The organism is Klebsiella sp. RC2 (assembly GCF_014192815.1).
GTDB lineage: Bacteria > Pseudomonadota > Gammaproteobacteria > Enterobacterales > Enterobacteriaceae > Klebsiella > Klebsiella variicola.
The window spans coordinates 296,418-322,890 of the sequence record NZ_JACHYL010000003.1 but is presented as its reverse complement, the minus strand read 5'-3'; the positions used below and the strand labels follow the sequence as shown (position 1 = coordinate 322,890).

26 protein-coding genes are annotated in these 26,473 nt (G+C 59.6%); 13 read left to right on the top strand and 13 right to left on the bottom strand.

Annotated elements, in window-relative coordinates; all coding sequences use genetic code 11:
- Positions 1–192 precede the first annotated feature (192 nt).
- Both FHW76_RS11170 and rstA read right to left on the bottom strand, forming a co-directional pair.
- Positions 193–555: a hypothetical protein gene (locus FHW76_RS11170; protein ID WP_008805071.1), complete on the bottom strand. Its 363-nt coding sequence runs from the start codon at positions 553–555 to the stop codon at positions 193–195.
- A 252-nt stretch (positions 556–807) separates the two neighbouring features.
- Positions 808–1,530, bottom strand: coding sequence for a two-component system response regulator RstA (gene rstA / locus FHW76_RS11165; RefSeq protein ID WP_008805070.1), 723 nt, complete (start codon positions 1,528–1,530; stop codon positions 808–810).
- 128 nt (positions 1,531–1,658) lie between these two features.
- On the opposite strand from rstA, the gene FHW76_RS11160 reads away from it, so the two are divergent.
- Positions 1,659–1,994: a GlpM family protein gene (locus FHW76_RS11160; protein ID WP_008805069.1), complete on the top strand. Its 336-nt coding sequence runs from the start codon at positions 1,659–1,661 to the stop codon at positions 1,992–1,994.
- Here FHW76_RS11160 and folM read toward each other — a convergent pair.
- From folM to ydgH, 3 genes are all read right to left on the bottom strand, one after another.
- On the bottom strand, positions 1,991–2,713 hold the full coding sequence (gene folM / locus FHW76_RS11155) for a dihydromonapterin reductase (protein WP_012541894.1): 723 nt from the start codon (positions 2,711–2,713) through the stop codon (positions 1,991–1,993). The two genes, FHW76_RS11160 and folM, sit on opposite strands and share 4 nt — an antisense overlap.
- Before the next feature lie 36 nt (positions 2,714–2,749).
- On the bottom strand, positions 2,750–4,132 hold the full coding sequence (locus tag FHW76_RS11150; protein ID WP_012541893.1) for an amino acid permease: 1,383 nt from the start codon (positions 4,130–4,132) through the stop codon (positions 2,750–2,752).
- A gap of 177 nt (positions 4,133–4,309) precedes the next feature.
- Positions 4,310–5,260 carry a DUF1471 family protein YdgH gene (ydgH, locus tag FHW76_RS11145; protein WP_008805066.1) on the bottom strand — a complete coding sequence of 317 codons (951 nt, stop codon included), beginning with the start codon at positions 5,258–5,260 and terminating at the stop codon, positions 4,310–4,312.
- 521 nt (positions 5,261–5,781) lie between these two features.
- Here ydgH and pntA point away from each other — a divergent pair.
- From pntA to FHW76_RS11125, 3 genes are all read left to right on the top strand, one after another.
- The gene (pntA, locus tag FHW76_RS11135) at positions 5,782–7,311 is read left to right on the top strand and encodes a Re/Si-specific NAD(P)(+) transhydrogenase subunit alpha (protein ID WP_060875841.1); all 1,530 of its coding nucleotides are present in this window, start codon (positions 5,782–5,784) and stop codon (positions 7,309–7,311) included.
- Between the two features lie 10 nt (positions 7,312–7,321).
- Positions 7,322–8,710 (top strand): Re/Si-specific NAD(P)(+) transhydrogenase subunit beta, encoded by a 1,389-nt coding sequence (gene pntB, locus FHW76_RS11130; RefSeq protein WP_012541888.1) that lies wholly within the window; start codon positions 7,322–7,324, stop codon positions 8,708–8,710.
- 148 nt (positions 8,711–8,858) lie between these two features.
- On the top strand, positions 8,859–9,047 hold the full coding sequence (locus FHW76_RS11125; protein ID WP_004887037.1) for a YdiH family protein: 189 nt from the start codon (positions 8,859–8,861) through the stop codon (positions 9,045–9,047).
- A 118-nt stretch (positions 9,048–9,165) separates the two neighbouring features.
- Here FHW76_RS11125 and uspE read toward each other — a convergent pair whose 3' ends face one another.
- The 3 genes from uspE to ogt form a co-directional block, all read right to left on the bottom strand.
- Positions 9,166–10,116 carry a universal stress protein UspE gene (uspE, locus tag FHW76_RS11120; protein ID WP_008805063.1) on the bottom strand — a complete coding sequence of 317 codons (951 nt, stop codon included), beginning with the start codon at positions 10,114–10,116 and terminating at the stop codon, positions 9,166–9,168.
- 138 nt (positions 10,117–10,254) lie between these two features.
- Positions 10,255–11,007, bottom strand: coding sequence for a fumarate/nitrate reduction transcriptional regulator Fnr (fnr, locus tag FHW76_RS11115; protein WP_002903394.1), 753 nt, complete (start codon positions 11,005–11,007; stop codon positions 10,255–10,257).
- A 194-nt stretch (positions 11,008–11,201) separates the two neighbouring features.
- Positions 11,202–11,717: a methylated-DNA--[protein]-cysteine S-methyltransferase gene (ogt, locus tag FHW76_RS11110; protein WP_183476681.1), complete on the bottom strand. Its 516-nt coding sequence runs from the start codon at positions 11,715–11,717 to the stop codon at positions 11,202–11,204.
- A 257-nt stretch (positions 11,718–11,974) separates the two neighbouring features.
- Between ogt and FHW76_RS11105 the strand changes: the two genes are divergently transcribed.
- Entirely contained in the window at positions 11,975–12,133 is a 159-nt protein-coding gene (locus FHW76_RS11105; protein ID WP_012541886.1) for a hypothetical protein, read from the top strand.
- Between the two features lie 32 nt (positions 12,134–12,165).
- On the opposite strand, the gene abgT is transcribed toward FHW76_RS11105, so the two are convergent.
- The 3 genes from abgT to FHW76_RS11090 form a co-directional block, all read right to left on the bottom strand.
- Positions 12,166–13,692, bottom strand: coding sequence for a p-aminobenzoyl-glutamate transporter (abgT, locus tag FHW76_RS11100; RefSeq protein ID WP_022065675.1), 1,527 nt, complete (start codon positions 13,690–13,692; stop codon positions 12,166–12,168).
- A 123-nt stretch (positions 13,693–13,815) separates the two neighbouring features.
- Positions 13,816–15,261 carry a M20 family metallopeptidase gene (locus FHW76_RS11095; protein ID WP_022065674.1) on the bottom strand — a complete coding sequence of 482 codons (1,446 nt, stop codon included), beginning with the start codon at positions 15,259–15,261 and terminating at the stop codon, positions 13,816–13,818.
- Positions 15,261–16,571 (bottom strand): M20 family metallo-hydrolase, encoded by a 1,311-nt coding sequence (locus FHW76_RS11090; protein WP_032735491.1) that lies wholly within the window; start codon positions 16,569–16,571, stop codon positions 15,261–15,263. Before FHW76_RS11090 ends, FHW76_RS11095 begins: the two co-directional genes overlap by 1 nt.
- Positions 16,572–16,737: 166 nt before the next feature.
- Here FHW76_RS11090 and FHW76_RS11085 point away from each other — a divergent pair, with 166 nt between their 5' ends.
- Positions 16,738–17,646, top strand: a complete 909-nt coding sequence (locus FHW76_RS11085) for a LysR family transcriptional regulator (RefSeq protein WP_008805057.1) — start codon at positions 16,738–16,740, stop codon at positions 17,644–17,646.
- Between the two features lie 101 nt (positions 17,647–17,747).
- The gene (gene smrA / locus FHW76_RS11080; protein ID WP_008805056.1) at positions 17,748–18,311 is read left to right on the top strand and encodes a DNA endonuclease SmrA; all 564 of its coding nucleotides are present in this window, start codon (positions 17,748–17,750) and stop codon (positions 18,309–18,311) included.
- Here smrA and FHW76_RS11075 read toward each other — a convergent pair.
- Positions 18,308–19,114, bottom strand: a complete 807-nt coding sequence (locus tag FHW76_RS11075; protein ID WP_008805055.1) for an IclR family transcriptional regulator C-terminal domain-containing protein — start codon at positions 19,112–19,114, stop codon at positions 18,308–18,310. The two genes, smrA and FHW76_RS11075, sit on opposite strands and share 4 nt — an antisense overlap.
- A gap of 169 nt (positions 19,115–19,283) precedes the next feature.
- On the opposite strand from FHW76_RS11075, the gene FHW76_RS11070 reads away from it, so the two are divergent.
- Genes FHW76_RS11070 through pcaC form a run of 6 tightly spaced genes read left to right on the top strand, consistent with a single transcriptional unit; the run spans position 19,284 to position 24,348 of the window.
- A complete protein-coding gene (locus FHW76_RS11070; RefSeq protein WP_183476662.1) occupies positions 19,284–19,970 on the top strand; it encodes a 3-oxoacid CoA-transferase subunit A in 687 nt (228 codons plus the stop codon).
- Positions 19,971–19,980: 10 nt separating this feature from the next.
- Entirely contained in the window at positions 19,981–20,637 is a 657-nt protein-coding gene (locus tag FHW76_RS11065; RefSeq protein ID WP_012541879.1) for a 3-oxoacid CoA-transferase subunit B, read from the top strand.
- A 10-nt stretch (positions 20,638–20,647) separates the two neighbouring features.
- Entirely contained in the window at positions 20,648–21,850 is a 1,203-nt protein-coding gene (gene pcaF, locus FHW76_RS11060; protein WP_180233833.1) for a 3-oxoadipyl-CoA thiolase, read from the top strand.
- 9 nt (positions 21,851–21,859) lie between these two features.
- Positions 21,860–23,212 (top strand): 3-carboxy-cis,cis-muconate cycloisomerase, encoded by a 1,353-nt coding sequence (locus FHW76_RS11055; protein WP_012968331.1) that lies wholly within the window; start codon positions 21,860–21,862, stop codon positions 23,210–23,212.
- Positions 23,202–23,969: a 3-oxoadipate enol-lactonase gene (gene pcaD / locus FHW76_RS11050; RefSeq protein ID WP_016160947.1), complete on the top strand. Its 768-nt coding sequence runs from the start codon at positions 23,202–23,204 to the stop codon at positions 23,967–23,969. Before FHW76_RS11055 ends, pcaD begins: the two co-directional genes overlap by 11 nt.
- Positions 23,959–24,348 (top strand): 4-carboxymuconolactone decarboxylase, encoded by a 390-nt coding sequence (gene pcaC, locus FHW76_RS11045; RefSeq protein WP_008805049.1) that lies wholly within the window; start codon positions 23,959–23,961, stop codon positions 24,346–24,348. Before pcaD ends, pcaC begins: the two co-directional genes overlap by 11 nt.
- Before the next feature lie 501 nt (positions 24,349–24,849).
- Here the strand turns inward: pcaC and FHW76_RS11040 are convergent.
- Positions 24,850–26,466 carry a mechanosensitive ion channel family protein gene (locus tag FHW76_RS11040; protein WP_012968328.1) on the bottom strand — a complete coding sequence of 539 codons (1,617 nt, stop codon included), beginning with the start codon at positions 26,464–26,466 and terminating at the stop codon, positions 24,850–24,852.
- Positions 26,467–26,473: the final 7 nt, after the last annotated feature.

Below are 26,473 nucleotides of genomic sequence, written 5' to 3'. Positions count from 1 at the left end.
AATTTATTGTAAAACGACCATCTTTGGGGGCTCGGCATGTTGCACCTTGCCATCTTTGTGGCGCCGGTATACCCGGTATAGGTCGCGTCATCCGGGATGATATCGGCCGGGAATATCTGAATTAGTGACGTTGTCACAAATCAATTATAACCACCAGACCTGCACTACTCTGGGGCGTCGAGCGGGGTATCGCTACTCACGAAAGTAGGGAATATCCACCGGATAGAGGGTCGTCAGACTCAGCAGACGACAGCGCACCAGCTTTTCCGTTTTGGCATACCAGTAAGCAAATTCGCCGGTGGTCTGGTGGTAAATCATCTGATCGAGGTTGGCAAACGGGATCACCAGCAGCGGTCCCTGGCGAACGTGGCCGCCTCCCGTTTCAAAGTGATGCTGTCCCCAGGATTGCTGGGTATGTTCATAGCGGTGGAGGATCACCTCGATTTGCCCGCGCTGTGGACAGAGGAGTCGAATATCGGCGTTGTCGAGGGAAAAAGCCCAACCAGAGAGTGAAGTGAAGAGTGAGAGTGCCAAAAGTACAACGTATTTCATCATGCAAAAGTCCTGTGTTTTCAGGCTTTATGCCACTCTGATAACGGTAAGTCCTTGAGCACAATCATATTGAAGGCTTATGTGATGGGGAACTGTACGGCTAAACCTATTGATTTACGCAATATGACAAATTCGCAGCGGGCAGCGGGCGCGCAGAGGGAAACCCGCGCAGTTGCCCTAAGCAGTAAAAGTTGAGGTGGTTACTGTCGGGGAGTGCGCCATAAAACGGGCCCTTCGCAGGGCCGCGGGAGAAGCTTAGTTGTCCCAGGCGTGTGGGGCGAACAGGTAGCCTTTGTTGCGAACGGTCTTAATACGATAGGGCTCCGTGGCGTTGTCGAGCAGTTTTTTGCGCAGGCGGGAGATAGCCACGTCAACGCTGCGATCCATCCCGTCGTAGGTGACGCCGCGTAAATTTTTCAGCAGCGCGTCGCGGTCCATAATTTGCCCGGCGTGGGTGGCCAGCTCCCACAGCAGATCGAAATCGGCCGTCGACAATGCGACGTTTTCTCCGCCAAGCAGCACCTGGCGGTTGACCGGGTCAATGGTCAGCGAACCAAAGGAGATGGTTTTGTGCGGCGTGAGCGTTGCCGGGGTACCGGCGCCGGCGCCCGCCGGAGCGATATGCTGGCGTAAATGCAGACGCAGTCGCGCGAGAAGCACCGCTGGCGGCGTGGTTTTCAGGATATAATCGCTGGCGCCCATCTCCAGGGAGAGGATATGGTTCATGTCGCTGTCGAGTGAGGTCAGCAGGACAATGGGCCCTTGCCATTGCCCGCGCAGATCGCGGCAGAGCGTCATCCCGTCTTTGCCGGGCAGCATAATGTCCAGCAGCACGAGGTCCGGTTTCTCCCGCGCGATCACGTCCTCTGCGCGGTCGCCGCGAGGCTCGACCACCACCTCCATATCATGCTTGCCGAGATAGGCGGCGATCAGCGCCCCAACCTCAGGGTCATCCTCAACAAAAACGATTTTATTCATGTCTATTGCACATCAGTAAAAGAAGTAACATACACTGCGTCTATTTTACCCGCCATTACTCTTTTATAAACAGCGCTATTTCCGCTATGCTGCGCTAACTTGTTGATTCATTGTTAAGGCATAAGGACATGGGGCTGTTAATCAAAGGGCTGCTGGGTGCGCTGGTGGTGGTGCTGATTGGCGTGCTGGCAAAAACGAAAAATTACGCTCTCGCCGGGCTGATCCCGCTGTTTCCTACCTTTGCGCTCATCGCCCACTATATCGTCGCCAGCGAGCGCGGTATTGAAGCCCTGCGCGCCACCATCGTGTTCGGCATGTGGTCGATTATTCCCTATTTTGTCTATTTGGTATCGCTGTGGTACTTCACCGGGATCATGCGCCTGCCGTTGGCGCTGGCAGGCGCGGTGGGATGCTGGGGGCTATGCGCCTGGCTGTTAATCCTGGGCTGGAACCACTTCCACTAGCGCAGCGGGCGGCCGCCGTCGACGGCGAAGGACCGGCCGGTGACGTAGCGGCTGGTAAACAGATAGTCGATAAGGTCGCTAATCTCTTTTTCGCCTGGGGCGATTTTCATCAGCGATTTATCCAGCGCCTGCTGACGATAGGCTTCGTCGTCACCCTCATTAAACATAATCAGCGACGGGGCGATGGCGTTGACCTTGATCTCCGGCGCCAGCTTGCGGGCGAAGGAGCGGGTCATATTGTCCAGCGCGGCTTTGCTGGCGGCGTAGGCGATATGTTTATCGCTGCCGCGCTCCACGACGTAATCGGTAATATGGATAATATCACTGGCGGCATGGCCGTGGCCGCGCAGCAGATCCTCCAGCGCGTGGTTGAGCAGGTAGGGGGCATGGACGTGGATCTGCATCATGCGGTTGATCACTGTGCTCAGCGCAACTCCCGGCTTCTCCGCCATCCAGTCGCTGGCGTTGTGGATGATGGCGCGCAGGCCGCTGGTGTGCGATTTGACCGCTTCGGCGAAGGTCAGTATGCCGTCATCGCTGCTGAAATCGGCCTGCAGACAGAGGGCGCCCGCGTCGCGCAGGCCATCGATTGCCGGATAGGGCGTGCGATAGCTGACGATGACCGGCTGGTGTTGCAGCAGAAAATGGTGTGCCAGCGCGAGACCGATGCGGCGGCCTCCTCCTGTGATCAGAACCGGGCGGGGCTGTTGTTCAGCCATGGGTATCTCCTATGCGTTCTGCGGCAGGGCGAGCGCTTACCCCACCAGCATCCACGTTGCCGGCACAGCGGCAACCAGCAATAAACCAATTAGCGCCAATTCGCGGCGTTTGAGCGAACGATCGTGCTGGTGCGTACGTCGAGCGTACAAAAAGACCAGAAGACCCGGAGCGTAAAGTACCACCGACAACAGCAAATGCACAGGTCCCGACGCGTATAATAACCATAAGCCATAAATGCAGGCGCCGATACCCACCGCTTTGTGCAGCGGGCGAGTGGCGATTTTCAGCAGAAAGGCGCCGACCAGCAGATAGGGAACGAGGATCATCTCTGAGGCGATGGTCAGCAGGGTGCCGTAGTCCGACCCGGTCAACCAGATCAGCACCAGCGATACCTGAACGCTGATATTGGTCAGCCACAGCGAGGCGGACGGGGCATTGTTGCTGTTCTGGCGGGCAAACAGGCGCGGGAAGGCTTTATGAGTGGCGGCCAGGAAAGGCACTTCCGCAGCCATAATCGTCCAGCTCAGGTAGGCGCCACACACCGACACGATCAGGCCCGCCGCAATCACGATTTCTCCCCACGAACCCATCATGTTGACCATCAGTCCCGCCATCGACGGGTTACGCATACCGGCCAGTTCGCTGCGCGGCACCACGCCCAGCGACAGCAGGGTGACCAGCAGATAGACCGTGAGGGCGGAGAGCACCGCCAGCAGCGTTGCGCGACCGACATCGCGCTTGTGTCGGGCGCGGGCAGAAACCACGACGGCACCTTCCACGCCAATAAACACCCACAGGGTGATCAGCATGGTGTTTTTAACCTGCTCCCACACGGGGATTCCCAGCGCCAGTCCGCGGAAATCGAGGCGGAACGTATCCAGCTGGAAGGCCAGGGCGGCGAGCGCGATAAACGCGCCCAGCGGCAGGAGTTTGGCGAGGGTGGCCACCAGGTTAATCCCCGCCGCCGTCTGCACGCCGCGCAGGACCAGAAAATGGACAACCCACAGCAAAACCGAAGCGCCAGCGATAGACTGCCAGGTGTTGCCATCGCCAAACAGGCGCAGCTCAGGGGTATCGGTGAAGAAACTGAGCGCCGAAAAGACGATGACCAGATAGGAGACGTTGGCGATCACCGCGCATAGCCAGTATCCCCAGGCGGAACAGAAGCCAATCAGCTCACCGAACCCTTCGCGGGCGTAGGTGAAGATCCCGCCGTCGAGGTCGGGGCGAATGCGGGTTAACAGCAGCATGGCGAAGGCGAGGAACAGGATCCCGACGCCGGTGATGGCCCAGCCGATAAGCAAAGCGGAGGGGCTGGCTACGGCAGCCATATTTTGCGGCAAACTGAATACGCCAGCGCCGAGCATTGAGCTAAGGACCAGGGCGGTCAGGGCGCTCAGGCCCAGTTTCTTTTCCATTGCATTCCCGAGGTGAAAATGGCTGTTCCAGAATATTTATTTTGCGAAATCGCATAAAAATGGAGGATTGCGCTAAGGCGCGGGATTTTACGGAGTGTCCGGGAGCCATGCAATGGCGGGGGATGAAAAAAAATGAAAAGGCGGCATTGCGCCGCCTTTTTAGCCAGTCAGCAGTGATTATTTGTACAAATCAGCGCTGATGGTGATGTTGCCGCCGCGTTCCTGCCACTGACGGGTGATGTGGTAGTACTTCGCCCCTTTCTTCGCCGCGCGTTTCGCCGTCTGATAGGAGATTTCCGTCATGTTGCCGTAGTTGCCGGTGAACTGGATATTATCGAACGGCACCATTTGCGCCGCGGTCACTTTGTTCACTTCTTCCACTTTTGTGCCGTCCGGCAGCGTGACAGTGTAACGCCCGCCTTTGGAAGACTGGGTCTCGAAGAAACGACCGACGCCAGTGCCTGAGCCCACAGCCGCGGTGGTGGCGACGCCCGGGATTTCCACGTTTTTCGCGGCTTCACCGCCTTTGGCCAGCGCCGCGCGACCGGCGTCAGAGTCTGCCGGGATGGCGTCCGGGCTCTGCAGCACGCGTTTTTCAGCATCTTTTTTATAGATATAAGCGGTAATGCGCTGGTTGCCGCCCTGGTTGGCATCCACCTGGCGCACGATAAAGAACGCATAGGCGCCTTTCGCTTTTGCCGCTTTGGTGATGGCATCATTGACTTCCGGCTGGCTGCGATAGAAGCCCTGAACGGTGACAGTGTCGTAAGGCATCAGCGTCACGGCCTGATCTTTCGGCAGTTCTACCACGCCATTGATGATGCGATTTTTCGGCGCATCCGCTTGCGGCGCGTTGTCTTTATAGAGGTCAGCCGTGACGCGCCAGTTGCCGCCATTGCCGTAGTCCGACGTGTCGACAACATAGAATGAGGCCGCGCCGTCTTTGTCGGCTTTACGCGATACCGCCTGTACCGCGTCGCCAATGGCATTAAACCGGCCGGTGACGACAACGCGATCGTAGGGCTTCAGCGCAGCCGCCTGCTCCGGGGTCAACTCGGTCGCTGCATGGGCAGACAACGTGGCGGTTGTCAGGAGAGCAGACGCCAGGAGGGTGTTTTTAAGCTTCATAAAAATAATCCTTTGCCTTGCGCAAACCATATACTGGTGTTGTTGTTGACTGAAAACGTTTGATTATTGCATTTAATCGTTGTGACTGTCTGCGTCATTTTTTGCTTGCCGCCCGAATCGTATACTACGGAAAGATAACATTTTTCGATATGTTGAAAAAACAGCCGCTTGACCAGCAAAAACGATAATCGATACCACTTTTATTAGTTAACGTAATGTTAATACAATGATCTCAATGGCGATAAATGGCGTTTTATCACGCTGGATAAGCGGATTATCAGGCCTGAGTGAGAAATTCAGGTAAATATTGCTGCCCGGAACCATCTGTGCTGACAATAAGCAATAAAATCAAAATTTCTGTTTTATCGCTGTAGATCACAATCGCTATTTTCAGTAGGTTATAAAAAGTTTGTTACTGTTTCATTTTGCAGACAGCGGAAGATGGCGAGGAAGATTTCGCCGTCTTGTCGTTGTTGGTCAGAAAAGTAAACCATCATCAAAAACCGATGGAAGGGAAAACTATGCGTATTGGTGTACCACAAGAGAGGCTAGCCCAGGAGACCCGGGCCGCCGCCACGCCGAAGACCGTTGAGCAATTGCTTAAACTCGGCTTTAGCGTCGCGGTAGAAAGCGGTGCCGGGAAACTGGCCAGCTTTGACGATGCCGCCTTTACCCAGACAGGGGCTGAGATCGTCACGGGCAACGAGGTCTGGCAGTCTGACGTCATCCTCAAGGTCAATGCTCCAAATGACGATGAAATTGCACTGCTGAATCCGGGAACCACGCTGATAAGTTTTATCTGGCCTGCGCAAAACCCGCAGCTGATGGAAAAACTGGCGGCCCGTAATATCAACGTGATGGCGATGGATTCGGTGCCGCGTATTTCTCGCGCCCAGTCGCTGGATGCGCTCAGTTCAATGGCAAACATTGCCGGCTACCGTGCAATCGTGGAAGCGGCCCATGAATTCGGCCGTTTCTTTACCGGACAGATTACGGCGGCAGGCAAAGTTCCGCCCGCGAAGGTGATGGTCATCGGCGCCGGGGTGGCCGGTCTGGCTGCGATTGGCGCCGCCAACAGCCTGGGCGCTATCGTCCGCGCCTTCGATACCCGTCCGGAAGTGAAGGAGCAGGTGCAGAGTATGGGCGCCGAGTTCCTCGAGCTGGACTTTAAAGAGGAAGCCGGCAGCGGCGACGGCTACGCCAAGGTGATGTCTGAGGCCTTTATTAAGGCCGAAATGGCGCTGTTCGCCGCCCAGGCGAAAGATGTCGATATCATCGTCACCACGGCGTTAATTCCGGGTAAACCGGCACCGAAACTGATCACCCGCGAGATGGTCGACTCCATGAAGTCGGGCAGCGTGGTGGTCGACCTCGCCTCGCAAAATGGCGGCAACTGTGAGTACACCGTGCCCGGCGAAGTGGTCACCACCGCCAACGGCGTGAAAATTATCGGTTACACCGATCTGCCGGGCCGTCTGCCGACCCAGTCTTCCCAGCTCTACGGTACCAACCTGGTTAACCTGCTGAAGCTGCTGTGCAAAGAGAAAGATGGCAACATTGTTATCGATTTCGATGACGTGGTGGTGCGCGGCGTGACCGTAGTGCGCGAAGGCGAAATCACCTGGCCGGCGCCGCCGATTCAGGTCTCCGCTCAGCCGCAGGCTGCAGCGAAAAAAGTGGAAGCGCCGAAAGAAGCGGCAAAACCGGTGTCCCCATGGCGTAAATATGCCCTGATAGCGCTGGCGATTATCCTCTTCGGCTGGCTGGCGAACGTCGCGCCAAAAGAGTTTCTTGGCCATTTCACCGTCTTCGCGCTGGCCTGCGTAGTAGGTTACTACGTGGTATGGAACGTCTCACATGCGCTGCATACGCCGCTGATGTCGGTGACGAACGCGATTTCGGGCATTATCGTTGTTGGTGCGTTGTTGCAGATAGGCCACGGGGGCTGGGTCAGCTTCCTGAGCTTTATCGCGGTACTGATCGCCAGCATTAATATTTTCGGTGGTTTTACCGTGACTCAGCGCATGCTGAAAATGTTTCGCAAAGGATAAGGGGTAGCACATGTCTGGTGGATTAGTTACAGCTGCATACATTGTTGCCGCAATCCTGTTTATTTTCAGCCTGGCGGGTCTGTCGAAACACGAAACGTCGCAGCAGGGCAACTATTTCGGCATCGCCGGGATGGCTATCGCCCTGATCGCCACGATTCTGGGGCCGGACGCCGGCAACGTCGGTTGGATCATCCTCGCGATGGTGATCGGTGGGGCGATCGGTATTCGTCTGGCGAAAAAGGTCGAGATGACCGAGATGCCGGAGCTGGTGGCTATCCTGCACAGCTTCGTGGGCCTGGCGGCGGTGCTGGTGGGTTTTAACAGCTACCTGCAGCATGAAACCGGGATGGAGCAGATTCTGGTCAATATCCATTTGACCGAAGTGTTCCTCGGCATCTTCATCGGTGCAGTCACCTTCACCGGTTCGGTGGTGGCGTTTGGTAAACTGCGCGGCAAAATTTCCTCGAAGCCGCTGATGCTGCCCAATCGCCATAAGCTGAACCTGGCGGCGCTGGTGGTCTCCTTCGTGCTGATGGTGATTTTTGTTCGCGCCGACAGCACTGGTACCCAGGTCCTGTGCCTGCTGGTGATGACCGCGATCGCGCTGGCCTTCGGCTGGCACCTGGTGGCTTCTATCGGCGGCGCGGATATGCCGGTGGTGGTTTCCATGCTCAACTCCTACTCGGGCTGGGCGGCAGCGGCAGCGGGCTTTATGCTGAGCAATGACCTGCTGATCGTCACCGGCGCGCTGGTGGGTTCTTCCGGTGCCATCCTCTCTTACATTATGTGTAAGGCGATGAACCGCTCCTTTATCAGCGTGATTGCTGGCGGCTTCGGCACCGATGGGTCTTCCAGCGGCGGCGATGAAGAAGTGGGCGAACATCGCGAGATTAGCGCGGAAGAGACCGCGGAGATGCTGAAAAACTCGCAGTCGGTGATCATCACCCCTGGCTACGGTATGGCGGTGGCCCAGGCGCAGTATCCGGTGGCAGAAATTACCGAGAAGCTGCGGGCGCGGGGTATCAAAGTACGCTTTGGTATTCACCCGGTGGCCGGGCGTCTGCCGGGGCATATGAATGTGCTGCTGGCGGAAGCCAAAGTGCCTTACGACATCGTGCTGGAGATGGATGAGATCAACGACGATTTCAGCGATACCGACACCGTGCTGGTGATTGGCGCCAACGACACCGTCAACCCGGCGGCGCAGGACGATCCGAAGAGCCCTATCGCGGGTATGCCAGTGTTGGAAGTCTGGAAAGCGCAGAACGTGGTGGTCTTTAAGCGTTCGATGAACACTGGCTACGCCGGCGTACAGAACCCGCTGTTCTTCAAAGAGAACACCCATATGCTGTTTGGGGATGCGAAAGCCAGCGTCGATGCGATCCTGAAAGCGCTGTAATGTAGCACGCTTGTTTTACAACGTTTGTTTATAAGCCGTCTCCTGTGAGACGGCTTTTTTATATGCGGAGAGATGCCTGGAATTGTTCATAAAATAAGCGGTGAGAGATGATATAATGTCCCGGTTATTACATCAGACAGAGGATATTATGGATACCGAGTTAACCCCAACGCAGATGGCCATCGAATTCTTACGCCGCGACACTACCGTCATGACCCCAGCGCAGTATCTGAAAAAGCTGAAACTGCTGGAGCTGGAGTTTGCTGACCTGATGGCGCTCTCATCGCTGGAGCTGAAAGAAGAGATCGATCTGGCCTGGCGTCTGGGTATCCACTAAGCCATTCTCGCTGGACAGTGACAGGGGCCGCCAGCGGCCCTTTTTTTGTGCCTGACTGGCAGCAAGCAAAAAAAAATCCCCCGCGAGGCGGGGGAAGATGAGCGGTACGAGAAGAGGGTTAATCGTCGTCGTCGTCGTCCAGTTCCACCGGCGTCTGGTAGGCCTCCGGTTTGAGTACCAGCAGGTCACAGCGCAGATGATCGACCACCTGTTCCGCGGTATTGCCGAGGAACGCCGCTGACAGGCCGGTACGTCCGACCGTTCCCAGCACCACGATCCCCGCCTGCAGATGCTCGGCGAGATCCGGGATCACCTCCTCAGGCAGGCCTTTTTCCACGTGGGTGAATTTCTCATCGATGCCAAACTTCTGCCGCAGCGCTTTCATCGCCAGCAGGTGCTGACCGCGAATGGCGTCGTTGTAGACGCTGGGATCAAAATCCGGGAGCTCAATCGCGATATTGATGGGGGTTACCGGGTAGGCGCCGATGAGATGTACTTCGGTATGGTTGACTTCTTGCGCCAGCGACAGCGTTTCCCGAACCAGCTTTTCGTTCAGGGTGTTGTGATAATTCTCTTCGCTGGCGAGATTGACCGCGACCAGCGCTTTGCCACCTTCCGGCCACGGTTGGTCTTTTACCATCCACACCGGGCAGGGGCACTTACGCAACAGATGCCAGTCGGTGGGTGTGAAGATCACTGCCTCCAGTTTGTCGTGCTGGTGGGCCATCTTCAACAGCAGGTCGTGTTTCTCGCTAATAACTTCCTGAATAATGGCTTCGAAGGGGCGGTTGTGCCACACCACTTTTACGTCGATCGGCACACCCGATTCAATATAGAATTTCGCCTGCTCGCGTATCCAGGCTGTACGTTGGGCAATAACGCCCTGACGCATCGCCGTGCGTTCGTCCGGCGACAGCAGGGTGGTCATTTCATAAGAAAAATCATAGATCGGCAAAAAGGCTTTGATGCGTCCACCAATCCGTTGGTGCAAGTACACCGCGCGCCTAAGTGCCGGCTGGTCGTCCTGGTTAGGATCGATTACTACCAGCATGCTCTGATACTTCGCCATACAGGGTCTCCTTACAACTGCAGCTACCGTCAGTTACTAAAAAGATAACCTATATGGATGAATTGAAACAGGGGAGGAGCCTGGTCAGATCAACAAATCTTAAAAAATTGCCGATCGTGACCAGGTGGTGCGCAGAGATTAAGCGACGTTGCGCGCCTGACCGGCCAGCTGGGCCAGCAGATCGCTGTTTTCAATAGTGATGTATTTGCCTTTCACTGCCAGCATGCCGCTTTTCTGGAAACGCCCCAGCAGACGGCTGATGGTTTCGACAGTGAGGCCGAGATAGTTGCCAATGTCGCCGCGGGTCATGGTCAGGCGGAACTCACGCGGTGAGAAACCGCGCTGGGCGAAACGACGAGAGAGGTTGTAGATAAACGCCGCCAGACGCTCTTCGGCATTCTTTTTGGAAAGCAGCAGGATCATATCCTGGTCGCCTTTAATCTCACCGCTCATCAGGCGCATCATCTGCTGACGCAGATTCGGCATTTTTCCGGAAAGATCGTCAAGGGTTTCAAAGGGGATTTCGCAGACCATCGAGGTTTCCAGCGCCTGCGCAAAGCTCGGGTGCAGACCGGTGCCGATGGCGTCGAAGCCCACCAGATCGCCCGCCAGATGGAAGCCGGTGATCTGCTCATCACCTTGCTCAGTGATGGTGTAGCTTTTGATGGTCCCGGAGCGAATAGCGTACAACGACTTCAGCTCATCACCGGCTTTGAACAAGGTTTGACCTTTCTGGATTGGCTTTTTCCGCTCGATAATATTATCCAGCTGATCAAGCTCATGCTCGTTCAGAGTAAAGGGGATGCAGAGCTGGCTGATACTGCAATCCTGACAATGGATAGCACAACCGCCAGACTGAATGCGTCGAATAATTCGCTTCTCAGGGATCATATGTCTGCTCAGGCCTTAATTGATATTGGTCAATTTTAACATCTTTTTGATCAGCAGGTAAGTCTTCAGACCCGGAAACACGTAATATCAGCAGGGTAAATCAAAACGGATGCATATCTGCTTGATAAGCAATAGATTATTTCGCTATGTTTGATTGTAAAATTACCTGAAGATTCCAGAAAAGGCATTTTCAGTCAAAGTAAAAGATACCCTTCATGGCGCAATAACCACTCTTTTCGCTGCACGCCCCCGGCATAGCCGGTCAGGGTACCGTTACGCCCGATGACCCGATGGCAGGGCACCACGATACTCACCGGATTGGCGCCATTGGCGGCGCCCACGGCGCGAGCGGCGCCGGGGCGTCCGAGCGCCTCGGCCAGTTGGCCATAGTGCATCACCTGGCCGCAGGGGATATCGCGTAACGCCTGCCAGACCTGGCGCTGGAACGGGGTGCCGGCGGTGGCGGTAGCCAGGGTATCGATAATCGCCAGATCGCCGGCGAAATAGTCGTTCAGCTTACTGCTGAGGCCGCCTGGGTTGCGGCAGTCGACGCGCTGATAGCCTTCCCGTCGATAGTGAACGTCGAGCAGGGTTTCCATCCGATCGCGGTGCTCGTCCCACTCGACGGCGCGCAAATTAAACTTTTCGTCGCAAAGTACCCACAGCGGCCCCAGCGGGGTATCCATTTTATCCTGCAGCAAGGTCAACATCGTTTCTGTCATCCACCATCGTACATGAGGGGCACACGATACCACGCGCTGACGACAGTCAACTATACTCCCAAAAGATAAAGCCGCATCACGGGCTGGCGCTCTGCGTAAGCCACGATGATTTATTTTTGGATCGATCCTCGCGGGTTATCGGGCATGGTTTTTGCTACTTTTTAACTGACGATACCGGTGCTTCTCGCGCCTGGTAGGGTGCCGACGCCTCAGCGCGGCGCTGTTAATCACTCAGAGGTGGGGCTATGCAATATATACTGACTGGCGTACTGGTATTGATCATCAGCGGCTTAGCGATCCACGGTCTGACCCTGGTGTTTGAAAGGGTGTACAAAGCGCTTTTCTATAAATTAGCCAGTGTGGATCATGCGGCCAGCAAAGTGAAAACGAAGGTGTCGCGTTAAGGCTATACGGCCATCCCTGGCCTGCCAGCAGGTTAAGGAAGACGCGGATAGATGCCCGGGCCGATCGGCAGTCCCACCAGATACCATCCCACCAGCAACAGCAGCCAGACGGCGAGAAAAATCAGCGGGTAAGGGAGCACCAGCGAGTAGTAGGTGCCGAGGCGGGCATCCGGTCGGTAGCGCTGTAGGAAGCCGAGAAACAGCGGCACAAACGGCGACACCGGCGCCAGCGGCAGCACCGATGAATCGGCGATGCGAAAGAGGATCTGCGCAAAGGCCGGGTGAAAGCCCAGCAGCATAAACATCGGCACGAAGATCGGCGCCAGAATCGACCAGATGGCCGAGCCGCTGGCGATAAACATACACAGAAAAGCCGACAGCAGCGCGAGCCCGACAAACGCCGGGACGCCGTTCATCCCGGCGCTCTCCAGCAGGTCCGTCAGACCGACGGCCATAAACTTGCCCATGTTGCTCCAGTTGAACATCGCCACGAACTGCGCCAGCGGGAAGACCATCACGATAAACCCGGCCATCTCTTTCATCGGCTCAATCATCAGCTGCGGCAGGTCGGCCTGGCGGCGAATTTTGCCGGTGGCGATGCCGTATGCCAGCGACACGACAAAGAAGAAAAAGATAATCAGCGGCACGATGCCTTTGATAAACGGCGAGGGCATGACCGTATGTTGAACCGGGTCGCGAAGAATACCGTTCTCGGGGACCACCATCAGGGCGACGACCGCCACGAATACCAGCGTTGCCACGCCGGCGATGCGCAGGCCGAAACGCTCCTCGGGCGTCAGCGTCTGCAGCTTTTCATCACGACTGCCTTGCCACTGGCCCAGCCGCGGCTCCACCAGCTTATCGGTGATCAGTCCGCCGACGAGCGTCAGAACGATCACCGAGGTCGCCATAAAGTACCAGTTGTCGATCACGCTGACGTGCAAAGAGGCATCGATGGATTTTGCCGCCTCGGTGCTGATCCCCGAGAGCAGTACGTCGGTGGTGACGATCAGTAAATTGGCGGTAAAGCCGCAGCCCACACCGGCAATCGCCGCCAACAGGCCGGCGACAGGATGCCGACCGACGGCGAGGAACATCAGCGCGCCCAGCGGCGGCATAATTACCAGCGCCGCGTCAGAAGAGATATGGCTGAAGAAGGCGATAAACAGCACCATATAGCTGGCATATCGGGCGCTGACGTGAGAGGCCATCTTCACCATCAGCGCGGGTAACAGGCCCACCCGCTCGGCGAAGCCGGCGCCCAGCACCAGGGCGAGGATCGCCCCCAGCGGCGCGAAACCGCTGAAGTTTTTAATGACGTTGGGCAAAAACCAGTGCAACCCTTCCACGCTGAGCAGATTTTTGACCACCACCCGTGAACCATCCGTAGGGTTCTGCACCCCGACGTTGAAGGCGGAAAGTATCGCCGTGGCCGCGATCAGCGCCACGATAAGATAGATAAACAGCAAAAACGGGTGCGGGACTTTGTTACCGATCTTCTCTACCCAGCCATAGCGCTTTCCGCCGGGGGAAGACGACGGTATGGATGACATACTCATGGGCGTTCCTCTGTTGTCGTTGTTGTGTTGGGCAGGCCTGCTCCCGTACTGCCGGCGGTTATTATGGTCGGTGCGTGCCGCGATGCCGGTCAGCGTTGGCCAGGAGTAGCCTGTCTTAAGTGGTTATCGTAAAACGGACGGACTCACCTCCGCCGGGATCGGGCAACGATAGGGGCGTTCGGCCAGTACCTGCCTGAGTTCTTGTTGGCTGGCCGCCAGCAGGGCGCTGTCGCTGAATAAACGGATCGCGGTCGCCGCGAGCACTTTCCCCGCCAGCAACATCCCTTTATGGGCAATGGAGGTTCTGCCCTGGCTCACCAGCTGCCAGCTGTGCAGCGGGGTTCCCACCGCGAAGCACGGGCTGAAGCACTGAGCCACCGGCGCTTTCCAGCTGACATCGCCGACGTCAGTGGAGCCGGCGAGGACGTTATCCGTGGCCGCCCAGGGCGCCACCTCATCAATCAGCAGCGTGTCGCGGTGGCGACGAGCGAACGTTTTGCCTTCCTCCCCACTGGTGCCGGCAATATTGTTCAGGCTGTTGTTAATATCGTTGGCGCTGAGGGTGGCGCGTATCGCCGCGGCAAAAGCGCGCTCCTCGTCGCTCCAGGCGGGGGTACCGTAATGACAGACCGCCTGATACATCGCCGCCTCAAGCGTGCGGTTGGGGAGATAGCTGGAGCAGGCTTTTTCAAAGCGGCAGCTGACCTGGGTCTCGGTCATCAGCGCGGCCCCCTGAGCAATCTTCTCGATGCGGGCGAAGATCTCCTCCGCGTCGGCCATCTCCGGCGCACGGATCAGATACAGAACTTCCGCCTGAGCCTGCACCACGTTGGGCGAGACACCGCCGGTATCGGTAATGGCATAATGGACCCGCGCCTTCTCGATGATATGTTCATTGAGGAAGTTGCTGCCGGTGGTCATCAGAGTGACGGCATCCAGCGCGCTCCGGCCCAGGTGCGGCGAATTCGCAGCGTGGGCGGCGGTGCCGGTAAAACGCCATGCCGCCTGAATATTGGCGAGGGTGCGGGTGCTGAACATCCCGGCCCAGGCTTCCGGATGCCAGGTCAGCGCCGCATCGACATCATCAAACAACCCTTCGCGCACCATAAAGGTTTTTCCCGATCCGCCTTCCTCGCCGGGACAACCATAGAAGCGCAGCGTGCCCGCGCCGCCATGCTGTTGCAGCCAGGCTTTGGCGGCGACCGCCGCGGCGAATGCCGCCGTACCGAGCAGATTGTGCCCGCAGCCGTGGCCGTTGGCTCCCGGTGTCGAGGGTGTCGGTTCCGCGCAGTGCGCCTGCTGGCTGAGGCCCGCCAGGGCGTCAAATTCGCCGAGCAGGGCAATGACCGGTTGGCCTTCGCCGACGCTGGCGATAAAGGCATTCGGGATCCCACCCGCATCGCGAGTGAGCTGGAAACCTTCTGCCTCCAGCGCATCCGCCAGGCGTTGGGCGGACCAGTACTCCTCAAAGCGGGTCTCCGGGTGATCCCAGATGTCATCGGCGATGGCGCAGTACGCCTCGCGTCGCGTCTCAATCATCTCGTCCACAAACTGAAAAATGGCTTCCATTACACCCCCCGCTGCCAGGGAAAGTTAAGCGCGATACGCGCCAGAGTTTCTACCGCTAGCGCCATGACGCTCTCGTCGAAGTCAAACTTCTCGTTGTGGTGACCGGCGCTCAGTTGGGTGCCGAAGATCATGTACGAGGCGAGGCCGCCGCGCGCCTGGACCCGGGCCATCATCAGGGTGGCGTCTTCCGAGCCCGCCGGGGCGGCGATACGATCCACCGCCTGTTGCACGCCGGGCACACGGGCGGCCTGTTCGCGCAGATAGTCCACCCACGCCGGCGACGGCGCGCTGGCGGTCGCCGCACCCATCATGCGTAGTTCGTAGCGGGCTTCGTACATCGCCGCCGCCCCGGCGATGACGTGCTGCGCCCGCTCGAACACGTACTGGTTAATGGCTTCGCTTTCACCGCGGGTTTCCACTTTTAACAGCGCGGAAGAGGGCACCACGTTGCGCCCGGTGCCCGCCTGCATCACCCCGACGTTGACCCGCGAGGCGCCGGCGCTGTGCGGCGGGATGGCGTGCAGGCCAAGAGCGGCCTGGGCGGCGGCCAGCAGCGCGTTGCGCCCCTCCTCCGGCTTGCCGCCGGCGTGGGCGGCCACGCCGCTGAACTGCACGTCGAATTTAGTGGTGGCCATAAAGTTGTCGCCGCCGCAGACGACGGTACCTGCCGGCACACCGGTCCCGATATGGATCGCCGTGAAATAATCCACGTCATCCACCACGCCGGCGGCCACCATCGCCCGGGCGCCGCGGGTGCCCTCTTCAGCGGGCTGGAAAATCAGTTTGATCACCCCGTTGAGCTGCGCGGCATACTGCTTCAGGACATGCGCCAGGCCCAGCCCGATGGCGGTATGGCCATCATGGCCGCAGGCGTGCATCATGCCGGCGTTGCAGGAGGCGAAATGGTCGCGATGAGGGCGGTGGCTGTCGTCGTGCTGTTCATTGAGGTCAAGGGCATCCATATCGACGCGGAAGGCCAGGGTTGGGCCGGGCCGCCCGGTGTCGAGCGTGGCGACCACGCCGGCGAAACCGCCTTCAAACGCCGGCAGCCAGCGTTCCGGCGCGCCCTGTTCGCGGGCGCGCTCGAAAGCCTGGGCCAGGGTATCCTCGTCCGGCAGCCCCATCCGGCTATCGGCATCGATGACATCGCGCCCCAGCGCCAGCTGATAGCCGAGCCCGTCGAGGATCTCCGCCACCTTGCTGGCAGTGCGGAATTCCAGCCAGCCGGATTCCGCGTGCAGGTGAAAATCACGGCGCCATTGGATCATGGCCGGCGCCAGCTGGTGGAGGTATTCATCAAGTTGCGGCATAGCTCATCCTGTCATAAGTAAAAAATGTGACGGCGTTCACGATGTGATAGCTTTTGTTTATCACTTACGTTTTACAGGCCGTATCCCACTTAACCTGCCATAGCCTGATGGATTACAGTAGATGTGATTTTCTTCTGTCTGATAAACAATGGTTATCACCTAAAGCATGGCATTTCAGATTAAATTTCATCATATCCGCGCCTTCGTCGAAGTGGCCCGGGAAGGGAGTATTCGCGGCGCCAGCCGGGCGCTGGCGGTCTCGCAGCCGGCCCTGACCAAAGCGATTAAAGAACTGGAGGAGGGGCTTTCCGCCCAGCTGTTCGTGCGCCGCAGTCAGGGGGTGGCGCTGACCGAAAACGGCGAAAGCTTTTACCAACATGCGAGCTTGATCCTTGAGGAACTGCGGGCGGCGCAGGACGAACTGCTGCAGCGCCAGGGCGAGCAGGCCGGGCAAATTAATATTGGCCTTGGCGCCAGCGTCGCCCGGTCGCTGATGCCGTCGGTGATCTGTCGCTTTCATCAGCAGCATCCGCAGGTAAAGGTGCGGATCATGGAGGGCCAGCTGCTGGCGATGATCAATGAGCTGCGCCAGGGAGAGCTGGATTTCACCATCAATACCTATTACCCCGGGCCGTACGACCATGAGTTCAGCTTTGAGAAACTGTTTGAGAAACCGTTCGCGGTGTTTGCCCGCGCGGGACATCCGGCGGCGCAGGCCACCTCGCTGGGGGAGTTGATGGATCACCACTGGACCATGCCGACGCCGCGCGGCAGCTACTTTAAACAGCTGCAGGACCGGCTTAATCAGGCCGGGTTAGCGCCTAAGGTAGATATTGTTTGCGAAACCTTCTCGTCGTGCATTAGCCTGGTGGTGAAAAGTGATTTTCTCAGCATCCTGCCGGTGGAGCTCGGCAACGATCCGCTGATGGCGGACAAGCTGGTGATGATCCCTGTCCGCGACGTCTTGCCGACGGCCACCTATTATCTGATCCAGCGGCGCGATACCCGGCAGACGCCATTAACGGCGTCGTTAATCACGCTGTTTCGCCGCCAAAGCCGACAATTGTTTCCTTAATCGCCCGTCGCGCTCACTTTGCCAGCGAACGCGGCTAAACGCGTTGAGGGGGGAGCGCCGGGCGGCTATAGTAGCTGGCGACAGCCGCTGGAGGAGAGCCCATGAACCTTGATGACAAATCCCTGTTTCTTGACGCCATGGAAGATGTCCAGCCTCTGAAACGTAAAAATGACGTGCACTGGCATCCCGGGCGCAACAGCCGGGCCCCGCAGCGCGTCGATACCCTGCAACTGGATAATTTTCTCACCACCGGCTATCTCGATATCGTGCCGCTCGCCACGCCGCTGGAGTTTAAGCGTGAAGGGCTGCAGAGCGGCGTGCTGGATAAGCTGCGGCGGGGGAAATACAGCCAGCAGGCGAGCCTCTCCCTGCTGCGCCAGCCGGTGGAACAGTGCCGACAGATGCTCTTCGCCTTTATGGTGCAGGCGCAGAAAGAGGGGTTACGTAATGTGCTGATCGTTCACGGCAAAGGCCGCGACGACCAGTCCCACGCCAATATTATCCGCAGCTATCTGGCGCGCTGGCTGGAAGAGCTGCCGGAGGTGCAGGCCTTCTGCGCCGCGCTTCCACATCATGGCGGCAGCGGCGCCTGCTATGTCGCGCTGCGTAAATCGGCCGAGGCGAAGCAGGAGACCTGGGAGCAGCACGCCAAGCGCAGTCGTTAGCGCAGAAGCAGCGTCAGCTCGCGGGCGGCTTTTTGCAGCTCCGGCAGCACGCGATCGATCATCTCGCGGGCCGACATCTGGCCCGCATGCACCCCAACGTTCAGCGCCGCCTGGACCTGCCCCTGAGCGTTAAACAGCGGTACCGCGAGGGAGCGCAGGCCCATCTCCAGCTCCTGGTCGTTGAGGGCATACCCCTGCTGATGCACCCGTTTCAGTTCGGCGCGCAGCTTCGCCACCGAATCCACCGTCTGCGGGGTGTAGCGGATCATGGTCACCCGAGCCAGCATGTCGTTGAGCTTCTCCTCCGGCTGATGGCTGAGCAGCACCCGGCCCATCGAGGTCGCCCAGGCCGGAAGGCGGCTGCCGATATCCAGGTCGATGGTCATAATCCGCGAGCTGGAGGCGCGGGCGATATACAGAATATCGTCCCCGTCGAGGGTGGCGATGGAGCAGGACTCGTTGAGCATTTCGCTCAGATGTCGCAGCACCGGCTGCGCCGAACGCGCCAGCGGCGTCGAGGCCAGCCAGGCGTGGCCCAGCGCCAGGATCCGCGGTCGCAGCTGGAAATTCTTACCGTCTTCGGCATACACGAACCCCAGCTTGCTCAGGGTATACAGGCAGCGGCGCACCGCCGCGCGCGGAATGCCGGTCTTCTGGCTGATCTGCGAGATAGACAGCAGGGGCCGCTGCGGCGTGAACGCCTGAATCACCTCCAGGCCGCGCGCCAGGGAGGCCATAAAGTTAGGATCGCCCTTAAACGGATCGCCGTCGCCGGTCAGTAAATCGTCTGGATGCTTGTCCATTTCTGTTCCCCATATTTGCCATCGATCACATTCTTTCGCTAAAGATAACCGATGTTCGATTATCGCACCATATTTCGATTATCGCCCTTGACCGACATCGTTAAGCGGGTCACATTTTGTGCGAACAACGAATAAAAGTGCGATTACCGCACATCACTGGAGCGACCTGATGATTGATAAAAGCGTATCGACGCTGAGCGAGGCCATCGCCGGGATCCACGACGGGGCGACTATTATGATCGGCGGCTTTGGTCCCGCCGGCCAGCCGACCTTTCTGATTGACGCCCTGATTGACCAGGGCGCCCGCGACCTGACCATCATTAATAACAACGCCGGCAACGGGGAAGTGGGTATCGCGGCGCTGCTGAAAGCCGGGCGAGTACGCAAGATGATCTGCTCCTTCCCGCGCCAGGTGGATTCCCAGATTTTCGATGACCTCTATCGCCGCGGCAAAGTGGAGCTGGAGCTGGTGCCGCAGGGTAACCTCGCGGCGCGGATCCAGGCGGCTGGCGCCGGGCTGGGGGCAGTGTTTACCCCCACCGGCTACGGCACACCGCTGGCGGAAGGCAAGGAGACGCGGGAAATCGATGGTCGCCATTACGTACTGGAATATCCGATTAAAGCCGATTTCGCGCTGATTAAGGCCCATCAGGGCGACCGCTGGGGCAACCTGGTCTATCGCAAGGCGGCGCGCAACTTTGGCCCGATCATGGCGACGGCGGCGAAAACCACCATCGTCGAGGTCTCGCAGCTGGTGCCGCTGGGCGACCTCGACCCGGAACACATCATCACCCCCGGCATTTTCGTCCAGCGTGTCTTCTCGCTGGAAAACCTGACTGCCGCACAACGCGCCTGAGGAGCCCGAGATGCAAAAACTGACCCGTGACGAAATGGCCCAGCGCGTGGCCCGCGATATTCCCGAAGGCGCTTACGTCAACCTCGGCATCGGCCTGCCGACCCGCATTGCCAATTACCTGCCCGCCGACAAAGAAGTGTTCCTGCACAGCGAAAACGGCCTGTTGGGGATGGGGCCGAAACCGCAGCCCGGGGAAGAAGATCCCGAGCTGATCAATGCCGGTAAAGAGTATGTCACCCTCCTGCAGGGCGGCTGCTATTTCCACCACGGCGACTCCTTCGCCATGATGCGCGGCGGCCATCTCGATATCTGCGTGCTGGGGGCCTATCAGGTCTCCGCCAGCGGCGACCTCGCGAACTGGAGCACCGGTGCGCCGGATGCGATCCCGGCCGTTGGCGGGGCGATGGATCTGGCCATCGGCGCCCGCCAGGTGTTCGTGATGATGGACCACCTGACCCGTGACGGCGAGTGCAAGCTGGTGGCGCAGTGCAGCTACCCGCTGACCGGCGTCGGCTGCGTCAGCCGGATCTATACCGACCTGGCGGTGATCGACATCACCGACCGCGGCCCGGTGGTACGTGAAATCTTTAACGGTCTCTCTTTTGAAGAGCTGCAGCGCATCACTCCGGTGGCGCTGACCTTTGAACAACTGGCGGAAAGCGCGTAAGGAACCTATGATGAATCAGGCATTTATCTGTGATGCGGTACGTACACCCTTTGGCCGTTTCGGTGGTACCCTGGCGACGATGCGCGCCGACGACCTCGCGGCGCTGCCATTAAAAGCCCTGCTGGAGCGTAACCCGGGACTGGATCCCTCGCGCATTGACGATGTGATCTTTGGCTGCGCCAACCAGGCCGGGGAAGATAACCGCAACGTGGCGCGGATGGCGCTGCTGCTGGCCGGGCTGCCGGAGAGCGTGCCCGGGAGCACCATCAACCGCCTGTGCGGTTCCAGCCTCGATGCGATCGGCGTCGCGGCGCGGGCGATTAAAAGCGGCGAGACGCAGCTGATGATCGCCGGTGGCGTGGAGAGCATGTCCCGCGCGCCGTTTGTGATGGGGAAAGCAGAGAGCGCCTTTAGCCGCAGCATGCAGATGGAGGATACCACCATCGGCTGGCGCTTTATTAACCCGCAGATGAAAGCCCTGTACGGCGTGCATTCCATGCCGGAGACGGCGGAAAACGTCGCCGATGAGTTTGCCATTTCCCGTGCCGATCAGGACGCGTTCGCCTTACGCAGTCAACTGCGTACCGCCGCGGCGCAGGAGGCGGGGCGTTTCGCCGATGAGCTGATCGCCGTCCAGGTGCCGCAGCGTAAAGGCGAGCCACTGCTGTTTAGCCGCGATGAGCACCCGCGCAGTACCTCGCTGGAGGCGCTGGCTAAACTGCGCGGCGTGGTGCGCGCCGACGGCAGCGTCACCGCCGGTAACGCCTCCGGCGTTAACGATGGCGCCTGTGGGCTGCTGCTGGCCAGCGAGACGGCGCTGGCGGCTCACGATCTTCAACCGCTGGCCCGGGTGGTCGGCGTGGCGACGGCGGGTGTTGCGCCGCGGATCATGGGCTTTGGCCCGGCGCCCGCGGTGCGTAAGGTGCTGGCGCAGACCGGCCTGACATTAGCCCAGATGGATGTCATCGAACTGAATGAAGCCTTCGCCGCTCAGGCGCTGGCGGTGACCCGTGATCTGGGCTTACCGGATGATGCCGCCCACGTGAACCCTAACGGCGGGGCGATCGCGCTGGGCCACCCGCTCGGTGCCTCCGGCGGCCGGCTGGCGATGACCGCGTCTTATCAGCTGAAACGGACCGGCGGCCGCTACGCCCTGTGCACCATGTGCATCGGCGTCGGACAGGGGATCGCCCTGATTATTGAACGTGTTTAAGGAGCCAGAATGAGTTTGTTGACCCCAATGCTGCGCAGCAGTCCGCTGACCGACTGGTTCAGCGACGCGCAGCGGGTGCAGGGCATGCTGGATTTTGAAGCGGCGCTGGCGCAGGCGCAGGCCGTCTGCGGGATGGTGCCGCCGGAAGCGGTCGGGCCGATTGTCGCGGCCTGCCGCCACGAGACCATCGATTTTGCCGCGCTGGGCGAGGCGGCGGTGGGGGCCGGTAACCTGGCGATCCCGCTGGTGAAACAGCTGACGGTACAGGTAAAAGCGCGAGATCCCGAGGCTGCGCGCTACGTCCACTGGGGAGCCACCAGTCAGGACGCCATCGACACCGGACTGGTGCTCCAGCTGCGCGGGGCGCTGGATGCCGCTGAGACCTTGCTTGAGCAGCTGTTGGCTGCCCTGGCTCTCCAGGCGGATCGTTATCGCGATACTGTCATGCCGGGTCGGACCTGGATGCAGCATGCGCTGCCGGTGACCTTTGGCCTGAAGCTGGCGGGCACCCTCGACGCGCTCCTGCGCTGGCAGCAGCGGCTGCGCGAGATGCGTCCGCGGCTGCTGGTGCTGCAGTTTGGCGGCGCCGCGGGCACTCTGGACGCGCTAAAAGAGAAAGGGCCGGCGGTTGGCCAGGCGCTGGCGCAGATCCTCGGTCTGTCGCTGCCGGATACCCCGTGGCACAGCCAGCGCGATCGGCTGCTGGAGGCGGGCGCCTGGTTTGCCGGTGTCTGCGGTACCCTGGGGAAATTCGCTAACGACTTCTCCCTGCTGATGCAGACCGAAGTGGCTGAGGTCGGCGAGCCGGTGGCGGAAGGCCGCGGCGGCTCATCGACGATGCCGCATAAGCGCAATCCGGTGGCCTGCGCGGCGATCCTGACCGCCGCCCAGCGTACGCCGGGGCTGATGGCGACCCTCTACGCCAGCCAGCTCCAGCAGCACGAGCGGGCGCTGGGCGGCTGGCAGGCTGAGTGGGAGACGCTGCCGGATCTGATTACTCTGGTGGGCGGGGCGCTGGCGCAAAGTGAAGCGCTGGTGCGCGATATGCAGGTCTTCCCGCAGAAAATGCGTGCCGATCTCGATATCACCCACGGGCTGATCATGGCCGAGGCGGTGACCCTGGCGCTGGCGGAATTCATCGGCAAAGCCGAGGCGCATCATCATATCGAGGCGCTGTGCCGTCAGGCGCTGGACCGTCACTCTCCGCTGGTCGATCTGCTCGCGGCTGACCCACAGGTCAGTCAGTATCTCTCTCGTGAACGCTTAACCACGCTGCTGGACCCGGCAACGGCGACCGGCAGCGCCGAACGCTTTGTGCGCCAGGTACTGGCGCGTTATCAGGAGCAACGTGATGAATCTTGATTATCAACTCGACGGGCCGGAGGGCGCGCCGGTTATCGTCCTCTCCAACTCGCTGGGCACCACCCGGGCGATGTGGCAGCCGCAGATCGAGGCGTTAACCGCCCATTTTCGGGTGCTGCGCTATGACACCCACGGTCACGGTAATACGACGAAAAATGGCAAAGTGACCCTCGCCCAGCTGGGGGAAGATGTGATTGCGCTGCTCGATCACCTGAATATCGACCGCGCCTGGTTCTGCGGGATCTCGATGGGCGGTCTGACCGGCCTGTGGCTGGGACGCTTTGCGCCAGAACGTTTTTATGGTCTGGCCGTTGCCAACACCGCGGCGCGCATTGGCGATCAGGCCAGCTGGCTGTCGCGGGCGCGGGCGGTACGCCAGGAGGGAATGGCGGTGGTGGCTGCCGGGGCGGCGGATCGCTGGTTCACTCATGCGTTTCGCCAGAAGGCGCCGGAGGTGGTGGAGGCGCTATGCCACCAGTTAACCCATACCGACGTCGAAGGCTATGCCGCCTGCTGCGAGGCGCTGGCCGCCGCCGACCTGCGGGGCGAAGTGGGGCAGATCCCGCTGCCGACATTAATTATCGCCGGTGAAAGTGACCCTGTCACTACGGTCAGTGACGCCAGTTTCCTGCAGCAGCAGATCCCCTCTTCCCAGGTGGTGGTGCTGGCGGCATCGCATCTGTCAAACATTGAGGCGCCGAAAAGCTTTACTTCGGCGCTGCTAAGCTTTTTCCAGGGGGAACGCCATGGAGGATAAACAGCGCTATCAGGACGGAATGACGGTACGGCGCAAAGTATTGGGCGACGCCCACGTCGACCGTACCCTGCAGCATCTGACGCCGTTGAATGACGAGTTTCAGGACTTTATCACCCGCTACGCCTGGGGTGAGACCTGGACCCGTCCGGGGCTCGACCACCACACCCGCAGCATGATCACCATTGCCATGCTGATTGCTCTCAATCGCGAGGCGGAGCTGAAGATGCATCTGCGCGCGTCGTTTAACAACGGGGTCACCCGCGATGAGCTGAAAGAGTTGATCATGCACTCTGCGCTGTACTGTGGGCTGCCGGCGGCGAATGCCACGATGCATCTGGCGCAGCAGGTGTTTGACGACATCGACGCCGCGCAGGGTTGAGTCGTCGTCCGAGTCGGATTGCCCGGCAGTCGTTGTAGGCCGGGTAAGGCGCAGCCGCCATCCGGCGAAATCACGGCACAACCGGAAATGTCCCTGTTCGTACTATGTTTGGCAGGGCTACAACTTCTATGTTAATTCCGGGCAGATTGCGCTCCCGGTTGATCTTCTGCGTTATGTCTCTTATGGCGCCGGGAGCGCACAGGGGGCGGCCAGTCGCCGCCGCCCCCTGTACCCCCGGGCTCCGGCCAGCAAAATCGCCGCTGCGCGGTCCCTTCGACTTATCTCTGCAGGCTGCCCCGGCCTTCCGGGAACGTCACAGCGATTTTGAGGCCGCCAGCACCGGCAGTTTCAGTCGCGCAAATGGGTAAATGAGTGACAGGTCGCACGATCCGTAGGCCGGGCAAGGCGTTAGCCACCGCCCGGCACAAACGCGGCTCTGCGCTGGCTGTTCTTGCTCAGCGGTGAAGCCGCCACCCGGCGGAAATGCCGCTATATTAGCCCTTATTTCTCAGGCTCCTGCGGCGCGACGGCTGGGGCGGCGTACCAGGCCTCCTGCGGCACCACCACCGCCGCCTTGGGCTGCATCACAAAGTTCGGCGACATAATCTGCACGCCGAATTCGTTAAACACATCAATAATACTGCTATGCAACGCGTTGCGGCCATCCGGCAGCTTAGTTGTGGGGAGCAAGCGCACCTGTAGCTCATACGCGGTGTACCAGTCAAGCAACCCCAGCTTGCGAACTATCGGGGCGATTTGTTGATCCACCCCAGGGGTGCGTCTTGCCGCCAGCTCCAGCAGCGCATGCACCTGACGCCACGGCGTATCGTAGCCGATGGTGACGCTGGTGGTGAGATTGAACCCGCCGTCGGTGCTCTCGGCGCTGAGATTAATAATTTTCCCGCTCACCACCACGGCGTTCGGGACGGTGACAATGTAATTCTCACGGGTGAGGATCTTGGTCGCCAGCACGCCAATCTCGCTGACCTGTCCCTCATTGTCGGCGAGGCGGATCCAGTCGCCTTTGCGCAGCGCCCGGGAGTAGATCAGCACCAGGCCGCTCATCGCATGGGTCATCACCCCGGTCGACCCGAGAGTCAGCATCAGGCCGAAGAACACGCTAATGCCTTTGAAGGCGAGGGAGTTGGCGCCGGGGAGGAACGGGTAGGCGGCAGACAGGGCAAACAGCCAGATGACCACCGAGATCAACCGGCGGGTGGCGCTGACGGTTTCCGGATGGATGCCCGGCACCTGAATGCGGCCGGCGGCGACCTGGTCGAGAGCCACTTTCACCAGGCGAATGATGAGCCAGGTGATCAGGAAAATAAGCACCACGATCATCAGCCCCGGCAGGGAGGCGACAATCGACAGGGAGAGATCGCGGATCACGCCCAGCGACCAGTCACCCAGCGATTCACTCCACACCCGTGTCCAGGGAAACAGGCTGAAGGCCCAGCTCAGCCAGAGATAACTGGCCAGCATGCCGACGAGAATGACCAGCACAGCATAGAGTCGAACTTCAATATTGCCGAGATAGCGCCGCCAGTGCTGCGGGATGGCGCTGCGTTTTTCAAGGATCCGCAGCAGGAAAAAGCGCCGCACCCGCCGCCAGGCGCGGAAGGCGCCGTAGTAAAACAGCGCCAGCAGCAGCCCACCGGCCAGCGCTTTGCCGGCTGAAAGCAGCAGATAACGGTCGTTGAACTGTTCCTGCAGGCTGGTGCGCTGGGCCTCCATTCGCGCCAGCACCCGCTGGGCCGCCTGGTCGAGGGTTAAATCATCGCCCTCATCGAGATCCGCCTGGCTCAGCAGCAGCACCGGTTTGCCGTTCATCAGAAACAGCCGGCCCGGCTGACCATAGCGGTTGACCGCAACGACCCGCAGCGGTTGGCGAATATCGTCTTCAGTAAAGGCGCGTAAGGCGCTGCGGGTACGCAGGACGCGCTCTTCGGGCGTGGTCTGGCCGAAAGTAGCCTGCAACATGACGACAGGTTGATGGAAAATCGTGACTGTGCGTGCCTGCTCGCGGGCGGTCGGCTGCTGTCGCGGTTCGGCAGCCAGCGCCGGCTTTAGCACCAGCAGCGCCAGCGCCCAGAGGATCACCACGCTCATCCTGTTCATAGAGGCA

Coding starts and splice junctions, on each gene's coding strand:
- pntA (WP_060875841.1), top strand. CDS start 5,782: ATGCGTATTGGTGTACCACAAGAGAGGCTAGCCCAGGAGACCCGGGCC.
- FHW76_RS11040 (WP_012968328.1), bottom strand. CDS start 26,466: ATGAACAGGATGAGCGTGGTGATCCTCTGGGCGCTGGCGCTGCTGGTG.
- pcaC (WP_008805049.1), top strand. CDS start 23,959: ATGGAGGATAAACAGCGCTATCAGGACGGAATGACGGTACGGCGCAAA.
- pcaD (WP_016160947.1), top strand. CDS start 23,202: ATGAATCTTGATTATCAACTCGACGGGCCGGAGGGCGCGCCGGTTATC.
- abgT (WP_022065675.1), bottom strand. CDS start 13,692: ATGAGTATGTCATCCATACCGTCGTCTTCCCCCGGCGGAAAGCGCTAT.
- FHW76_RS11170 (WP_008805071.1), bottom strand. CDS start 555: ATGATGAAATACGTTGTACTTTTGGCACTCTCACTCTTCACTTCACTC.
- FHW76_RS11090 (WP_032735491.1), bottom strand. CDS start 16,571: ATGCCGCAACTTGATGAATACCTCCACCAGCTGGCGCCGGCCATGATC.
- pntB (WP_012541888.1), top strand. CDS start 7,322: ATGTCTGGTGGATTAGTTACAGCTGCATACATTGTTGCCGCAATCCTG.
- FHW76_RS11055 (WP_012968331.1), top strand. CDS start 21,860: ATGAGTTTGTTGACCCCAATGCTGCGCAGCAGTCCGCTGACCGACTGG.
- folM (WP_012541894.1), bottom strand. CDS start 2,713: ATGGCTGAACAACAGCCCCGCCCGGTTCTGATCACAGGAGGAGGCCGC.
- smrA (WP_008805056.1), top strand. CDS start 17,748: ATGAACCTTGATGACAAATCCCTGTTTCTTGACGCCATGGAAGATGTC.
- FHW76_RS11065 (WP_012541879.1), top strand. CDS start 19,981: ATGCAAAAACTGACCCGTGACGAAATGGCCCAGCGCGTGGCCCGCGAT.
- ogt (WP_183476681.1), bottom strand. CDS start 11,717: ATGTTGACCTTGCTGCAGGATAAAATGGATACCCCGCTGGGGCCGCTG.
- uspE (WP_008805063.1), bottom strand. CDS start 10,116: ATGGCGAAGTATCAGAGCATGCTGGTAGTAATCGATCCTAACCAGGAC.
- ydgH (WP_008805066.1), bottom strand. CDS start 5,260: ATGAAGCTTAAAAACACCCTCCTGGCGTCTGCTCTCCTGACAACCGCC.
- FHW76_RS11105 (WP_012541886.1), top strand. CDS start 11,975: ATGCAATATATACTGACTGGCGTACTGGTATTGATCATCAGCGGCTTA.
- FHW76_RS11070 (WP_183476662.1), top strand. CDS start 19,284: ATGATTGATAAAAGCGTATCGACGCTGAGCGAGGCCATCGCCGGGATC.
- FHW76_RS11095 (WP_022065674.1), bottom strand. CDS start 15,261: ATGGAAGCCATTTTTCAGTTTGTGGACGAGATGATTGAGACGCGACGC.
- fnr (WP_002903394.1), bottom strand. CDS start 11,007: ATGATCCCTGAGAAGCGAATTATTCGACGCATTCAGTCTGGCGGTTGT.
- FHW76_RS11085 (WP_008805057.1), top strand. CDS start 16,738: ATGGCATTTCAGATTAAATTTCATCATATCCGCGCCTTCGTCGAAGTG.
- FHW76_RS11150 (WP_012541893.1), bottom strand. CDS start 4,132: ATGGAAAAGAAACTGGGCCTGAGCGCCCTGACCGCCCTGGTCCTTAGC.
- pcaF (WP_180233833.1), top strand. CDS start 20,648: ATGAATCAGGCATTTATCTGTGATGCGGTACGTACACCCTTTGGCCGT.
- FHW76_RS11160 (WP_008805069.1), top strand. CDS start 1,659: ATGGGGCTGTTAATCAAAGGGCTGCTGGGTGCGCTGGTGGTGGTGCTG.
- rstA (WP_008805070.1), bottom strand. CDS start 1,530: ATGAATAAAATCGTTTTTGTTGAGGATGACCCTGAGGTTGGGGCGCTG.
- FHW76_RS11125 (WP_004887037.1), top strand. CDS start 8,859: ATGGATACCGAGTTAACCCCAACGCAGATGGCCATCGAATTCTTACGC.
- FHW76_RS11075 (WP_008805055.1), bottom strand. CDS start 19,114: ATGGACAAGCATCCAGACGATTTACTGACCGGCGACGGCGATCCGTTT.